Here is a 14,710-nt window from a genome sequence, read left to right as displayed (position 1 = left end):
GACCACAGAGTGAGGAAATGAAATATGTTTTCCAAGGGATTTTAAGTAGTAATCACCATAATGCAAAGTGGCCAAACTTAACATCGATTTATAATAGGTATGGGACCTTGAAATGTCATTAAGTATTATATAATGCATATCTTTGCCCCTTGTTAAAGTTCAGTTTACATGAAAACAGAGGGTACATTGGAGGAACATTTTGAACAATTGGGAGATGACCACATTTCCTCGTCGGAAGAGACTCCTTTACGCAAGGACGCCTTCCTTCTTAGTGATGAAGAAAAGATAGAAAGAATCAAGGGAAGTGTTCGGGAAATCCTGCTCACTTTGGGAATGGACTTGGAGGATGATAGTCTTAAAGGTACGCCTAATAGGGTTGCAAAAATGTTCGTGAAGGAAATTTTTGGTGGCCTGCACCCCGATAGAAAACCCAATTCCTCCACATTTGACAACAAATACAAGTATGGAGAGATGTTGGTAGAAAAAAACATCACCCTCTACTCTACCTGTGAGCACCATTTATTGCCTATTGTAGGCCGGGCCCATGTCGCTTATATTTCAAATGGTTCCGTGGTGGGACTTTCCAAGATGAACCGTATTGTAGATTACTATGCCAAAAGACCTCAAGTTCAGGAAAGATTGAATATTCAGATTGTACGGGAACTACAGAAAGTTCTAGGAACCGAGGATGTTGCTTGCGTCATCGACGCCAAACATCTTTGTGTGAATTCCAGGGGTATCCGTGATATTGAAAGCAGTACGGTAACTGCAGAATATGGCGGCAAGTTCAAGCAAGAGGCCATCAGGAATGAATTCCTCGAATATATAAACATGGACACGCAATTTTAATTTCATCCTCATAAAATGCCATTGTATCAAGAGCAAACAATAAAGGTCCATAATTCACTTACTGGCAAAAAAGAAACTTTTATTCCCATAAACGAAGGCCACATTGGTATGTACGTCTGTGGCCCCACCGTGTATAGCAACGTGCATCTTGGAAATTGTAGGACTTTCATGTCCTTCGATATGATTTTCAGATATTTCCGTCATTTGGGTTATAAAGTGAGGTATGTGCGAAACATTACGGATGCCGGGCATTTGGTGGACGATGCGGAAGATGGTGAGGACAAAATTGCAAAAAAGGCACGATTGGAACAGTTGGAACCTATGGAAGTGGTGCAGCGATATACCGTGGACTTTCACAACATACTGGAAAAATTCAATTTTCTTCCGCCAAGTATAGAGCCTACGGCGACCGGACATATCATTGAGCAGATTGAAATCATAAAGGACATCCTGGAGAAGGGTTATGCCTATGAGGTGAACGGTTCTGTTTATTTTGATGTTGTAAAGTTCAACGAGACCAACGAATACGGTAAATTAAGCGGAAGAAAATTGGAGGACATGATCGCCAATACCCGCGAACTCACGGCCCAAGACGATAAAAAAAGCCCACAGGATTTTGCCCTATGGAAAAAAGCGGAGCCGGAACATATCATGCGATGGCCTTCTCCTTGGGGTGACGGATTTCCTGGTTGGCATTTGGAGTGCACCGCCATGAGCACCAAATATCTTGGGGAGACCTTTGATATCCATGGAGGGGGAATGGATTTGAAATTCCCGCACCACGAATGTGAAATAGCGCAAGCTGAAGCTAGTAATGGGAAGTCGCCCGTAAAATACTGGATGCACGCCAATATGTTGACCTTAAACGGCAAGAAAATGGCAAAATCCACTGGAAATAGCATCCTTCCCGGGGAAATTTTTTCGGGTGAAAACGATATTCTTAGCAAACCATTTTCACCGGCCATGGTACGTTTCTTTATGATGCAGGCACATTATACAAGTATTTTGGATATCAGCAACGATGCTTTACTAGCTTCGGAAAAAGGCTTCAATAAACTAATGGATTCCATCAAATCCATTAATAGCCTGCCGATTGGAAGCAAGTCGGATTTTGATGTACCAACTTGGAAACATTCCTGCTACGATGCCATGAACGACGATTTTAACACACCAATTCTCATTGCGAAACTTTTTGATGCCGTGAAGCATATCAATCTTATCAAGGAAGGTTCCGAAACGATTACCAAAGAGGACAAGGAAATTCTTTTTGATACGATGAAGAGTTTTGTCTTTGACGTGTTGGGCCTTGAGGACAAGCAAAGCTCCAATGCGGACTTGGAAAAATTGAGCGGGGTCGTAGAGTTGTTGATACAGTTAAGAAAAGAAGCAAGGGAGAACAAGGATTTTGCCACTTCGGACAAAATTCGGGATCAATTGGCCGAACTGGGCATCCAACTAAAGGATGGTAAGGAAGGTACTACGTACAGCCTATAATCGCAGTTAATACCGTATCGTTTTGATTTTGGATTGGTATTCCCCAGGGGAGAGTTGTTGCCTGTGCTTAAAAACGCGGTTAAAGTAGGACCTACTTTCAAAACCACATTGCATATACACATCCTTTATATTCAATCCTGGGTCTTGAAGCAGACCGGTCGCCAGTTTTATCCGTTCGTTATTTATAAACTCAATGGGCGAAATTCCCAGTTCATTTTTAAAGACCCTATGAAAATGCGAGGGACTCATGTAAGCCTTTTTGCTCAAATCCTCCACATTCAAAGGTTCATGGAGATTTTCACGTATGTACCTAATGACATAGGAAAGTCGGTTATTGCTATTGATGGCAATTTGTGAACTCGTATAGATTTTTCGTTCGTTGGTCTGCAATATGCGTATGATGAGTTCCCGTAACATATTATCTACAAAGAAGTCCTTGGAGGGATGGTTTTCGGAAAAAAGAAAAAGCAATCGCTGTAAAATTTGAAAAATCCCCTGGTCGTTCACAAAATGGAAGTTGTAATCCATTAAGCTCCATTCTTTTTCGTCATCCTTTGTCATGCTTTCATTCATGAACTGAAGGACATTCCTAATTTTTTCTTCTGAAATAGCCATGGCCAGACAACGGGTCGGGTTTTTGGATTTTGCCTCTGGAAAGTCGATACACATGGTTTCATTGGCGGGCAGCACAAGGGATTCCCCCGGCAAAAAATCGAAAGATTCGTAATCCCTAAGATGCATCACTTTTTTTCCTTCTATCATACTGGCCAGAACGGGTTGGTCAAATTTCAGTATTACCTTATCCGCTTGTTCATGGGTTTCAAAAACATGCATGGCGGCATTTTTCAAAATATAAGATGTTTGGTTCTCCACCATGGTCTCCAATCGTCTCCCTTCTAAAAAAGCATCGGACAGCTTTAACATTCCTTAATATTTATCAATCAAATAATAATGAATATACAAATATTTATGTCCAAAATAATCATTATGGCAAATTATGATAGGATTGTTCACCTTATTCATAGAATTCGTCAGACCATTCCATTTTCCAATAAGTAATTTTAAAAGAATCATTTTAAAGAACTGTACAAACGCATAACCAATTTTTAATTTTTAAACATTTTAAAAGATGAGCAACACTGCAACCGTAGCCCAAGATGTGCTACAAAAACCGACATTCAAGAACCAATACGAAAATTTTATTGGTGGAAAATGGACAGCGCCTGTAAAAGGTGAGTATTTTGAAAACACCTCGCCTGTAGACGGGAAATCCTTTACAAAAATCCCGAGATCTACTGCGGAGGATATTGAAAAAGCCATTGATGCGGCATGGGAAGCGGCATCTTCTTGGAACAATTCATCGGCAACAGAACGAAGCAATATGCTTTTGAAAATTGCCGATGTAATGGAAAAAAACTTGGAGGTTTTGGCGAGAGCGGAGACGTGGGATAACGGCAAGGCCATTCGCGAAACAAGGGCAGCTGATTTACCATTGGCCATAGACCATTTTAGATATTTTGCCGGGGTTATCAGGGCCGAAGAAGGATCCGTAAGTGAATTGGACAGTAATACCGTTGCCTTAAACGTTACCGAGCCTTTGGGAGTAGTTGGACAGATCATTCCTTGGAACTTCCCTATTTTGATGGCGGTTTGGAAACTGGCCCCAGCATTGGCAGCAGGAAACTGTGTAGTCCTAAAGCCCGCTGAACAGACCCCTGTAGGGATTCTTATCCTTGTTGAGTTGATCCAGGATATTCTTCCCGCTGGTGTTCTTAACGTCGTTAACGGCTTTGGAGCCGAAGCAGGCAAACCCTTGGCATCAAGCTCAAGAATCAATAAGGTCGCATTCACCGGAGAGACTACAACCGGGCAATTGATTATGCAATATGCCTCCAAAAACATCACGCCTGTAACCCTGGAATTGGGCGGAAAGTCCCCAAATATCTTCTTTGAGAATATCATGGACGCAGACGACGAATTCTTTGACAAGTGTATCGAGGGGGCGAATATGTTCGCTTTAAACCAAGGTGAGGTATGTACTTGTCCTTCTAGGATGCTCGTTCAGGAAAGTATTTTTGAAGCCTTTATGGAGCGTGTAATCGAAAGAACGAAAGCCATTAAAATGGGACATCCACTAGATCCAAATACCATGATGGGGGCCCAAGCTTCCAGCGACCAGTTTGAAAAAATCCTCAACTATATCCAAATTGGCAAGGAAGAGGGCTGTGAGGTCTTGACCGGTGGTGAACAGGCTTACAATGAAGGCTTGGAAGGCGGATTCTACATTCAGCCCACCGTGCTAAAAGGAAATAATAAAATGCGCGTATTCCAAGAAGAGATTTTTGGACCCGTAGTTTGTGTAACTACCTTTAAGGATGAGGCAGAAGCCATTGAAATCGCCAACGATACCTTGTACGGACTGGGAGCTGGTGTATGGACGAGGGATACACACCAAGCCTATACGGTTTCTAGGGCTATCAAGGCCGGTAGGGTCTGGGTGAACTGCTATCACCTGTATCCTGCTCATGCGCCCTTTGGTGGATATAAAAAATCCGGTATCGGTAGGGAAAACCATAAGATGATGCTAGCGCATTACAGACAAACGAAGAACATGCTTATCTCTTACGATAAGAAGCCTATGGGATTTTTTTAATAACATAAAAATGAAACCGACATGATTAAAATAAGCGTTAAACACACTGCGAAATGATTATTTTAATCATCAAAGGTTACATGCCTGTGCTGAGCGAAGCCAAAGTATGTCCATATCAAAACAATAAAGAATAAACACATGAAAACCAAAAGGGTATTGGTCAGTGAAAAAGCTGTAGAGGTCATTAAGGAACTCAAGGAAAAACACGGGGAGCTTATGTTTCACCAAAGTGGGGGTTGTTGCGACGGCTCTTCCCCCATGTGCTTTCCAAAGGGAGAACTAATGATCGACGATAACGATATTTGGTTGGGTACCGTAGAGGGATGTGAATTTTATATTTCCAAGGATCAATTTGAGTATTGGAAGCACACCCAACTAACGGTCGATGTCACCCCCGGTAGAGGGGCCAGCTTTTCCTTGGAAATACCTATGGGCATTCGTTTCATTATCAAATCCCGACTCTACTCCCCAGAAGAGGCGGAAAACTTGGAGCCTGTTCGAGTGGGGGAGTAATTATTAAATTATAGATATCATTAAATTAAGGCCTGTAGAACATACGGGCCTTTCGCTTTTTCAACACAATTTATTGCGTAACTTGCCATCCTAATATTTTCGGTTGAAACCTACATTTAAAAATATACTGATTGCTCCTTTTGTGCTTTTGGTGCGCTTTTACCAGTTGGCCATTTCCCCCTATACGCCCGCCACGTGCAGGTACTCGCCCACTTGTTCGCAATACACCTTGGAAGCCTTGAAAAAACATGGTCTCTTCAAAGGCGGCTGGTTATCCATCAAACGTATTTTCAGTTGCAATCCGTGGGGTGGAAAAGGCTACGACCCCGTTCCATGACCGGAAAACTTTCAAACGTAAGATGCGTCATTTTCCCAGCCCTAATAGCTCCTATTTACGTATATTAGCCCTTCAAAAATAACTCGCATGTACTTCTTAGGAATTATCTGGAATCCCAACGAGACCCTCTTCAATTTAGGCCCCATCCAAATAAAGTATTATAACCTGCTTTGGATTATTGCTTTTGCCATTGGATGGTATCTTATGAAAAAGATATTCGTCAATGAAAAAAAACCGGTGGAACAATTGGACTCACTTTTTGTTTATACCGTTTTAGGCACCATGTTAGGAGCCAGACTGGGCCACGTTTTCTTTTATGATTGGCCTTATTATAAAAATCACTTGTTGGAAATACTCTTACCCATTAGGGAAAGTGATACGGGCAGTCTCCTTTTTGGACTGATTGACGGCTATGAATTTACCGGTTTTACGGGTCTTGCCAGTCATGGGGCAACTATTGGCATTATAATCGCCACTTATTTGTTCACCAGAAAACATGCGGGTTTCAGCATGCTATGGATATTTGATAGGTTGACGATACCCGTAGCTATTGGAGCTTTTTGTGTGCGCTTAGGGAACTTTTTCAATTCTGAAATCAATGGAAAGAAGGTTGACGAATCTTTCATATTTGCGACAAAATTCATCAGGGATTCTGACGATCTCCATCCATCAAAAGCCTTGGGCGTAACCAAGGAAAGAACACTGAACGCGGCCTATGATGCCATTGAGAACGACCCCCAATTTTCACAATATTTAATGGAGATTCCCTATCGGCATCCTGCGCAATTGTATGAAGGCGTTTGTTATATTTTTGTTTTTGTGCTATTGTATTTTCTCTATTGGAAGACCGATAAAAAGAACAAGCCCGGCTATCTTTTTGGATTATTTTTAATCCTATTATGGACCGTTCGTTTCTTTGTGGAGTTCGTCAAGAAAAGCCAAGGCGGTTTTGAGGAATCTTTAGGGGTACTTTCAACCGGGCAATGGTTGAGTATTCCATTTATCCTGTTAGGCCTTTATTTCATGTTCAGACCCGTAAAATCAAACTAATTAAATAAGACACATGCATCTTTCAAGGCATTTTTTAGGCTTGGCGATTGTTTTATTGGTTGGCTTGACATCCTGTAAAGAAGAAGCGAAAAAAGTAATCAAAACAACGCCCGTAACCTTCACAAAGGAAGGTTCTTTAAAGATTTTCAAACAGGAAAATGACTCGCTAATCTCCTCCTTGGATATTGAAATTGCCGAAAGCGATTATGAGACGCAGACCGGACTCATGTATCGTAAAGGCATGGAAACGAATCAGGGAATGCTGTTCATTTTTCCAGATGTCGCCATGCATTCGTTCTATATGAAGAATACCGAGTTTCCCTTGGATATCCTATTCATAGATGAAGACTTGAAAGTTGCCAGTATCCAAAAAAATGCACAGCCGTTCAATGAAAACGGTCTATCCTCCAAAGTGCCCGTAAAATATGTACTGGAGGTCAATGCAGGGCTATCGGATACTTGGTCTATTGAAGTTGGCGACCGCATTTCGTTCGAAAGATTATAGCCCATGAACTATTCCATGGAAGGTGCCGAAACGGAAAGACTACTATTCAGAAAATTATCTAGGGACGATTTTGATGCCTGGTTGCCTTTTCACGAAGACCCTAGATCGTCGAAGTTTTGGTCGGGCATTCCTCAAAATCCAATTGCTGCCTGTTCCCAACAGTTTGACCGCGTTTTTGAACGCTATCAGAAAGGTCTTGGCGTGATGTTCGCCCTAACTGATAAAACCTCGGATAAACTCGTTGGTTTGTGTGGCTTGTTGATACAAGTTGTGGACGGCCAAGAAGAATTGGAAATTGGGTATTCCGTTCTACCGACGCATTGGGGTAAAGGTTTCGCTTCCGAAGCCGCCCAAAAATGCAAGGAAACCGCCTTTAAAAATGGATGGGCCAATCGCCTTATATCCATTATCCATATCGATAATGAACCGTCAAAAAAAGTGGCCCTTAAAAATGGGATGCACTTGGAAAAAAGAACGGTATATAAGAACAATCCCGTTTACATCTTTAGAATAGACCTTTAGTATGGAACATTTAGGGATTTTTACGGATAATCAAACCAACAAAAAAGAGCTCATTCGAAAGCTCCAAAACAACGAATTTTCAGACATCGTAAACCTAAAGGATATATCCGGGAAACTATTTTCCCAATTGGAGGTAAGAAGGTTTATGGAAGAGGAGGAAAAACATGGAACAAAATATATTTCCACAAAAGGACAGGCATTGAAAACCATGTCAAGCGGGGAACAAAAAAAGGCCTTGCTTTTTCATATCCTCGACCAAAAACCGGACTATATCCTATTGGACAATCCGTTTGATAATTTGGATATTTCATTTCAAAATGATTTAAAAACACTTCTTTTAGAAAAGGCTAGCGGAACCTTGCTGATACAATTGGCCAGTAGAAAGTCTGACATGCTTCCCAATATCCGCAACTTTGCAAAAGTCATTGATGGCCAACTTAGGGTACTAACCGAGGATATACAAGGAGAAGACAAGGAAGCGACCATTTTCTTGGGAAGTATCCCTCCTGCCATTGAACCAATACCGTTCAATGGGGAAACATTGATCACCTTTGAAAAAGTCTCAGTTTCCTATGGTGAAAAACACGTCCTAAAGGATATTGACTGGGAAGTGAAAACCGGCGAATTTTGGCAACTGATAGGAAACAATGGAACCGGCAAGACAACCATTCTTTCCATGATAACCGGCGATAATCCAAAAGCCTTCGGACAAGAAATATACCTTTTTGGGAACAAGAAAGGTTCCGGGGAAAGTGTTTGGGACATCAAGGAAAAGATCGGCTACTTCTCCCCTGCCATGACCGATAGCTTTTCCGGAAGACATTCGGTCGAAAACATGCTAATTTCCGGATTATTGGATTCCATCGGATTGTATATAAAACCTACCGAAACTCAAAAAAGAATTTGTAAGGAGTGGCTTTTACTTTTAGGTCTATGGGAGCGGAGAAACGTTCAATTCAACGATTTGTCACTTGGGGACCAGCGCCTCGTCATGACCGTCCGGGCTATGGTAAAACATCCACCCTTATTAATACTTGACGAACCCACCAGTGGCATGGACGATGTTTCCGCCAGCATACTTGTCCAACTTGTCAACAAAATAGCCCAAGAAACGCAGACCACCATCCTTTTTGTTAGCCACCGAAGAGAACCCGGACTCAACCCCAAGAAAATCCTTGAATTAAAACATACCGATAAAGGTTCCATAGGCATTATAGAATAGACCTAACAGGTTTCAAAAATTTGTCAGGTCTAGGCAAACTAAGCTATTCCAATAAAAAAGGCCGCTATGCAGTACATAGCGACCTTCTTGAGTTATTTGTGGTCAAAGACCTAATTTAGGACCTTGGTAATTTTCTTGCTCAAGGCATCGAACATGACAGGTGTCGCGATAAACACAGAGGAGTAGGTACCTACTACCACACCCACGATCATAGCGAACATAAATCCGCGTAACGACTCCCCACCAAAGATGAAGATGGCCAATAATACTACCAAGGTAGTCAAGGACGTATTCAATGTTCTTCCCAATGTACTGTTGATGGCAGAATTGACATTCTCCCCACCTTTCCAACCTCTTTCGGCCAAAGTTTCACGTATACGGTCGAAAACCACCACGGTATCGTTCAAGGAATATCCAATGACCGTTAAAATGGCCGCAATAAAGGCTTGATCAATTTCCATGTTGAACGGCATTATTTTTCCGAAAATAGAGAACACGCCCAATACAATCAACACGTCGTGGAATACCGCAACAACAGCTCCCAAGGAGAATTGCCATCTACGGAAACGTATCAAGATGTAAAGGAAAACCACGGCCAAGGACCCCAAAATTGCCAAGAAAGCATTGTTTTTAATATCATCCGCGATGGTAGGCCCAACTTTTACGGACTGTAAAATTCCAATAGACTTTCCTTCGCTTCCAATGGCAAACGCATCTTTAGAAGTACCATCGGGAAGGTACTTTTGCAAGGAAGAGTATAATTTGTCCTGAATCTCAGTATCGACCTCAATTCCTTCCACATCCACTTTATACGGCGTTGTGATCTTGATTTGGTTAGCTTCACCAAAGGTCTTCACATTGGTGCCGCTTCCAAATACATCGTTCAATTCTGATGCGATTTCCGACGGATTCACAGCCTGTTCAAAACGTACGGTGTAGGAACGTCCACCTACAAAATCCACACCTTGCTGAAGTCCTGGTCCAAAAAATAAGGACGCTAATCCAACCAATACCAAAATTCCGGATATCACATAGGAAATCTTCCTTTTGGCCAAGAAATCGATAGAAAGGTTCTGAAACAAACCTTTGGTAAGACTTGTTGAGAAATCCAAACTTCTACCTTTGCCACTGATGTACCAATCAATTAACAATCGGGTAATGAAAATGGCCGTAAACAGGGAGGTAAGAATACCAATCAATAAGGTAGTCGCAAACCCCTTTATTGGACCGGATCCAAAAACAAATAGGATGATTGCCGTAAGACCTGTGGTAATGTTCGCATCCAAAATGGAGGAAAGGGCGTTTCCAAAACCATCCGAAACGGCAAGACCTTTTCCTTTGCCCTTGGCCAGCTCTTCCTTAATCCTCTCAAAAATAAGCACGTTCGCATCCACGGACATACCTATTGTCAAAACGATACCCGCGATACCTGGCAAGGTCAATACCGCGTTCAAACTTGTCAATACCCCAAAAATCAAAAGGATGTTCAATAACAACGCCACATCGGCAAAGGCTCCAGCCTTTCCATAATAGGCTATCATCCATAACAATACAATGGCCATGGCGATCAAAAAGGACATAAAACCACTATCGATCGCTTCCTGACCTAGTGACGGACCAACGATTTCAGATTGAATGATTTCTGCGGAGGCAGGTAGTTTACCCGCTCGCAATACATTAGAAATATCCTTGGTCTCGTTTACGGTAAAATTTCCCGTGATTTCAGAACGGCCTCCGCTGATAGGACCACTGGAAACCCCTGGAGCTGTATATACTTTATTGTCCAAAACGATGGCAATCCCCGTTTGGTTGTTATAGGCATCCCCAGTCAATTGCTCCCATTCCTTGGCGCCCTTGGTATTCATGGTCATGGAAACGGCAGGCTTGCCAAATTGGTCAAAATCATCTCTGGCATCGCTCACTACATCACCACTGATCCTTGGCACCCCTTCTCGGTTCGATTTCAAAGCGTACAAGTCGATAACCTCCGTATCCTCGGTAGCTGGTCTTTCCCAAACGAACTTTACGAATTGGATATCAGCGGGCAATAACCTTCTAATTTCAGGCATCCTAAAATAAGAACCAATCGTAGCCGTATCCTTGATAGCCGCCCTGAACATGGCATGAGTTCCAGGATTTGCAGGAATCAACAATTCGTAAAGTGGATTTACTTGTGTGGTCAAATCCAAGGAATCAGCGGCAACATCTGACAATAACGAATCCAATTCAGATTCTTCCTTAACGGGTTCCGGCTTTTTAACATCCACGATTTCCTTCAACTTTTCATTTGCTTGAATCAGGAAGGTACTAAAGGAAGGGTTGCTCTGTTTGTACGTCTCCCAAAACTCCAATTGGGCCGTACTGGACAACAAGTCCTGGGCACGGTTGATATCCCTGGCTCCTGGTAATTCCACCAAAATCCTACCGGAATTTCCTTCTCTTTGGATGTTGGGCTGGGTTACCCCAAAACCATCGATACGCTCGCGCAATACCTCAAATGCGGATACTACGGACTCATCAATTTTTCTTCGGATGATAGGTTTTACCTCATCATCGGACATCTGAAAGTTGATTTCATCGCTCAATCCCTTGTTCGCGAAAATATCGGGTGAAGCCAATTTTGTTTCCCCCTTGATGTTGTCAAAAGCTTCAAAGAACAGGTCAATATAGTTGTCGTCGCTGTTCTTTGATGCGGTGTCCGCATCGGCCAAGGCCTTATTAAAAACAGGATTTTTTGTATTGTTGGTCAAACCTTTCAAGATATCCTTTACGGAAATCTGTAGCGTCACGTTGATCCCACCTTTAAGGTCAAGACCTTTGTTCAACTCCTTCTTTTTGGCCTCGTTGTAGTTGGTATACCCCAAGATGGTATTATTGCCAATGGAATCCAAATAACTGGCTTCCAAGGCCTCCCTTTTTGAGATATAATCCTCTTCCCCTTCCGAAATTCGGCTTGCAGCGAATACTTCCGCCTCCTTTTCAACCTTATTGGTAATGAACGTATAGGATAGCTGATAGATACTAACTAACCCGAATAATAAAGCGAACAGCTTAATAAGTCCCTTATTTTGCATTTTAATGTTTAATTTAAGTTATGTCGATTTTGATTTTATAATTTGAAACAAGGCAAACTACTTCTTCCAGAAAGTAATTGAAAACCTTTGTGAAATTCTAATTGGATATTAGCCTATGCCATGTAGGAAAGGTCCCGCCCTACCTTCTGGTATATTCCGTGAAGTGTTGTCTATTGCCATGGCAATAGTATGGTACGTCTTGAAAGCCGTTTGGTCGAAAACCAGCCGTAAATGGAACGTATTAGTAGGGTTTATCGCCAGGGTATTGAAAAATCCGCTGCATATTTCCTGTTGATTGGAAACCACATCCCCACTGATTTTTAAACCTTGGGGCCCTTGTTGGTGCAAATCTGAAACTACCAGACTGTAATTATCCTGTATGGGTTCTTTTGGTGATTTGGATGGAAGTTCTTCCCCATGTTCCAATGACATTGAGTCTTCCTCCGAAAGGAATTCCTTTACAACGTTCGCATCGATATCGCTGTAATAACGAATGTTTACCTGGCCAGTAACGTCCTCGTAGACCTCGATTCCCTCAACACCCAAGAACAACAGCTTATTCGTGATATTCGATAAAACCTCCTCACGAGCGTTTTCAGAGGCCACTTCCACATCGCCAAACTGCAGGGAAATCTGCTGGTTGGAAACCTTTTTATGCGGTTGGCTCAGCCCCAATAGGGCAAAGATGACCAATAAAATACTTATGCACCATTTTGCATTCATGGCGCAAATATAAAAAGAAAGATTATTGTTGAAAGTAAATAATTGACAATACGTATCATACGGAGCGGCCTTCTAAAAAAAGGAAAACCTCTGGAATCAAATTCCAAAGGTTTTCATAGTAAGTTATAAGGTATTTAAAACTATAGCTCCAATAAGCCATTCGTTTTGGAAACACCCTCTGCACTTTCCTTCATTTTGGCCTTTTCCGCATCGCTTAAAGGAATGTCCACAATCTGCTCGATACCGTTTTTACCTAAGATGACCGGAACGCCTATACAAATATCGTTTAGGCCGTATTCCCCTTCCAACATAGTGGAACAAGGGAACATTTTCTTTTGGTCGCAGGCGATGGCCTGTACCAAAGCGGAAACCGCTGCACCGGGAGCGTACCAAGCACTGGTGCCCAACAATTTGGTCAAAGTTGCACCACCAACCTTGGTATCTTCGGCTACTTGTTGCAATCTTTCATCGGATAAAAATTCAGAGACTTTTATACTGTTTCTTGTAGCATGTGAAGTCAAGGGAACCATTCCTGTATCACTGTGGCCACCGATCACCATTCCGTCCACATCTGAAATTGGCGCATCCAAGGCCTCAGCCAAACGGTATTTGAAACGAGCGCTGTCCAAAGCCCCGCCCATCCCTATTATCTTGTTCTTGGGCAGACCCGTTGTTTTATGCACCAAATAGGTCATGGTATCCATAGGATTGCTAACCACGATGATGATAACGTTTCGGGAATGTTCAATCAGATTACTGGAGACCGTCTTTACGATACCCGCATTGATGCCGATCAACTCTTCCCGTGTCATGCCCGGTTTTCTTGGAATACCCGATGTGATAACGGCGATATCGCTATTGGCTGTTTTTGAATAATCGTTGGTACTTCCGGTGATTTTGGTATCAAAGCCATTCAATGATGCTGTCTGCATTAAATCCATGGCCTTACCTTCTGCAAAACCTTCCTTTATATCCAGAATTACTACTTCCGAAGCAAAATCCTTAATGGCAATGTACTCCGCACAACTGGCCCCTACCGCTCCAGCTCCAACTACTGTAACTTTCATGTTAGTATATTTTTATGATTTAAATTGATTATGATAAAACAAAAGGTTCAAAACACCTTTTAAGCTTGCCAAAAATACTCAATTATTAACAATTTAGCAGGCGAGAATGGTGTAATATATGCCGATTTCCACCATTAAAAAACATCGATAAAATGCAGCTCGCGTTAAAATAAGATACCTTTCAACGAAGAAATCGTAAAAAAGTTGCCATACATCGATTTTTAGTAATATCCCTAAAGAAGCCCCGTTAATAGCTATGGATCCCAAATCCAAACAAAACCTACTTAATAATGAAAAAGTTCCTCTCGTTAATGGCCATATGTGCCATTATCTTTTCTGCCAACTGTTCCCGTGTAGAACAGAACAACGACCCCATTATTGGCATTTGGTTTCAGACCGGAACGGAAATCAGTAACGGTTCTTCCAAAAGTACCCTCCGTAAAGAATGGATTTTCAATGATGTCTACCTTGGTAGGTATCATGAAATCAACGGAAATAACATTACCCTACAAACAGATTTTAAGTGGTCCAAGGAAGGAGACATTTATACCATAGAATATAGGGGACTTGAAAATGTACCTGTTGATCGGTTGAAAATTATCGAAACCGACCAAGGTACTATTTTAGAAAAGGTAGACGGTGAACACGTAGCCATTAGGGAATAAAAATTTTCACAGGGCCATGGGAAAGAGCCTGTTCGG

14 protein-coding genes are annotated in these 14,710 nt (G+C 42.0%); 10 read left to right on the top strand and 4 right to left on the bottom strand.

Annotated features, from left to right (window positions below; translation table 11 throughout):
- The first annotated feature begins 168 nt into the window (after positions 1–168).
- Together folE and cysS are read left to right on the top strand one after the other, a co-directional pair.
- Positions 169–849 carry a GTP cyclohydrolase I FolE gene (gene folE, locus PP181_RS06730; protein ID WP_272636473.1) on the top strand — a complete coding sequence of 227 codons (681 nt, stop codon included), beginning with the start codon at positions 169–171 and terminating at the stop codon, positions 847–849.
- Between the two features lie 15 nt (positions 850–864).
- Positions 865–2,343, top strand: a complete 1,479-nt coding sequence (gene cysS, locus PP181_RS06725; RefSeq protein ID WP_272636472.1) for a cysteine--tRNA ligase — start codon at positions 865–867, stop codon at positions 2,341–2,343.
- Positions 2,344–2,349: 6 nt separating this feature from the next.
- Here cysS and PP181_RS06720 read toward each other — a convergent pair whose 3' ends face one another.
- Positions 2,350–3,267: an AraC family transcriptional regulator gene (locus tag PP181_RS06720; RefSeq protein WP_272636471.1), complete on the bottom strand. Its 918-nt coding sequence runs from the start codon at positions 3,265–3,267 to the stop codon at positions 2,350–2,352.
- 205 nt (positions 3,268–3,472) lie between these two features.
- Here PP181_RS06720 and exaC point away from each other — a divergent pair, with 205 nt between their 5' ends.
- The 7 genes from exaC (at position 3,473) to PP181_RS06685 (ending at position 9,145) form a co-directional block, all read left to right on the top strand.
- Positions 3,473–4,996, top strand: coding sequence for an acetaldehyde dehydrogenase ExaC (gene exaC, locus PP181_RS06715; RefSeq protein WP_272636470.1), 1,524 nt, complete (start codon positions 3,473–3,475; stop codon positions 4,994–4,996).
- Positions 4,997–5,134: 138 nt separating this feature from the next.
- Positions 5,135–5,509 (top strand): DUF779 domain-containing protein, encoded by a 375-nt coding sequence (locus PP181_RS06710; protein ID WP_272636468.1) that lies wholly within the window; start codon positions 5,135–5,137, stop codon positions 5,507–5,509.
- A gap of 103 nt (positions 5,510–5,612) precedes the next feature.
- Positions 5,613–5,846 (top strand): membrane protein insertion efficiency factor YidD, encoded by a 234-nt coding sequence (yidD, locus tag PP181_RS06705; RefSeq protein WP_138257453.1) that lies wholly within the window; start codon positions 5,613–5,615, stop codon positions 5,844–5,846.
- 87 nt (positions 5,847–5,933) lie between these two features.
- Positions 5,934–6,896, top strand: a complete 963-nt coding sequence (lgt, locus tag PP181_RS06700) for a prolipoprotein diacylglyceryl transferase (RefSeq protein ID WP_272636467.1) — start codon at positions 5,934–5,936, stop codon at positions 6,894–6,896.
- Positions 6,897–6,909: 13 nt separating this feature from the next.
- Complete coding sequence (locus tag PP181_RS06695) at positions 6,910–7,401, top strand: DUF192 domain-containing protein (protein WP_138257451.1); 492 nt, start codon at positions 6,910–6,912, stop codon at positions 7,399–7,401.
- 3 nt (positions 7,402–7,404) lie between these two features.
- On the top strand, positions 7,405–7,923 hold the full coding sequence (locus PP181_RS06690; RefSeq protein WP_272636466.1) for a GNAT family N-acetyltransferase: 519 nt from the start codon (positions 7,405–7,407) through the stop codon (positions 7,921–7,923).
- 1 nt (position 7,924) lies between these two features.
- Positions 7,925–9,145, top strand: a complete 1,221-nt coding sequence (locus PP181_RS06685) for an ATP-binding cassette domain-containing protein (RefSeq protein ID WP_272636465.1) — start codon at positions 7,925–7,927, stop codon at positions 9,143–9,145.
- A gap of 110 nt (positions 9,146–9,255) precedes the next feature.
- On the opposite strand, the gene secDF is transcribed toward PP181_RS06685, so the two are convergent.
- The 3 genes from secDF to mdh all read right to left on the bottom strand — a co-directional run bounded on the left by secDF (position 9,256) and on the right by mdh (position 14,009).
- The gene (gene secDF, locus PP181_RS06680) at positions 9,256–12,219 is read right to left on the bottom strand and encodes a protein translocase subunit SecDF (protein ID WP_272636464.1); all 2,964 of its coding nucleotides are present in this window, start codon (positions 12,217–12,219) and stop codon (positions 9,256–9,258) included.
- 108 nt (positions 12,220–12,327) lie between these two features.
- Entirely contained in the window at positions 12,328–12,942 is a 615-nt protein-coding gene (locus PP181_RS06675) for a hypothetical protein (protein WP_272636463.1), read from the bottom strand.
- Positions 12,943–13,082: 140 nt separating this feature from the next.
- Complete coding sequence (gene mdh, locus PP181_RS06670; protein ID WP_272636462.1) at positions 13,083–14,009, bottom strand: malate dehydrogenase; 927 nt, start codon at positions 14,007–14,009, stop codon at positions 13,083–13,085.
- Between the two features lie 290 nt (positions 14,010–14,299).
- Here mdh and PP181_RS06665 point away from each other — a divergent pair, with 290 nt between their 5' ends.
- Entirely contained in the window at positions 14,300–14,674 is a 375-nt protein-coding gene (locus PP181_RS06665) for a hypothetical protein (RefSeq protein ID WP_272636461.1), read from the top strand.
- Positions 14,675–14,710 lie beyond the last annotated feature (36 nt).

This window comes from Maribacter sp. PR66 (assembly GCF_028464205.1).
In the GTDB taxonomy this organism is placed as follows: domain Bacteria; phylum Bacteroidota; class Bacteroidia; order Flavobacteriales; family Flavobacteriaceae; genus Maribacter; species Maribacter flavus.
This window is presented reverse-complemented; position numbering and strand designations above follow the sequence as displayed.

Bases quoted from the DNA above. Each gene is read 5' to 3' on its own strand.
- PP181_RS06710 (WP_272636468.1), top strand. From the start codon at position 5,135: ATGAAAACCAAAAGGGTATTGGTCAGTGAAAAAGCTGTAGAGGTCATT.
- PP181_RS06685 (WP_272636465.1), top strand. From the start codon at position 7,925: ATGGAACATTTAGGGATTTTTACGGATAATCAAACCAACAAAAAAGAG.
- folE (WP_272636473.1), top strand. From the start codon at position 169: ATGAAAACAGAGGGTACATTGGAGGAACATTTTGAACAATTGGGAGAT.
- lgt (WP_272636467.1), top strand. From the start codon at position 5,934: ATGTACTTCTTAGGAATTATCTGGAATCCCAACGAGACCCTCTTCAAT.
- PP181_RS06675 (WP_272636463.1), bottom strand. From the start codon at position 12,942: ATGAATGCAAAATGGTGCATAAGTATTTTATTGGTCATCTTTGCCCTA.
- PP181_RS06665 (WP_272636461.1), top strand. From the start codon at position 14,300: ATGAAAAAGTTCCTCTCGTTAATGGCCATATGTGCCATTATCTTTTCT.
- cysS (WP_272636472.1), top strand. From the start codon at position 865: ATGCCATTGTATCAAGAGCAAACAATAAAGGTCCATAATTCACTTACT.
- mdh (WP_272636462.1), bottom strand. From the start codon at position 14,009: ATGAAAGTTACAGTAGTTGGAGCTGGAGCGGTAGGGGCCAGTTGTGCG.
- PP181_RS06690 (WP_272636466.1), top strand. From the start codon at position 7,405: ATGAACTATTCCATGGAAGGTGCCGAAACGGAAAGACTACTATTCAGA.
- exaC (WP_272636470.1), top strand. From the start codon at position 3,473: ATGAGCAACACTGCAACCGTAGCCCAAGATGTGCTACAAAAACCGACA.
- secDF (WP_272636464.1), bottom strand. From the start codon at position 12,219: ATGCAAAATAAGGGACTTATTAAGCTGTTCGCTTTATTATTCGGGTTA.
- PP181_RS06695 (WP_138257451.1), top strand. From the start codon at position 6,910: ATGCATCTTTCAAGGCATTTTTTAGGCTTGGCGATTGTTTTATTGGTT.
- PP181_RS06720 (WP_272636471.1), bottom strand. From the start codon at position 3,267: ATGTTAAAGCTGTCCGATGCTTTTTTAGAAGGGAGACGATTGGAGACC.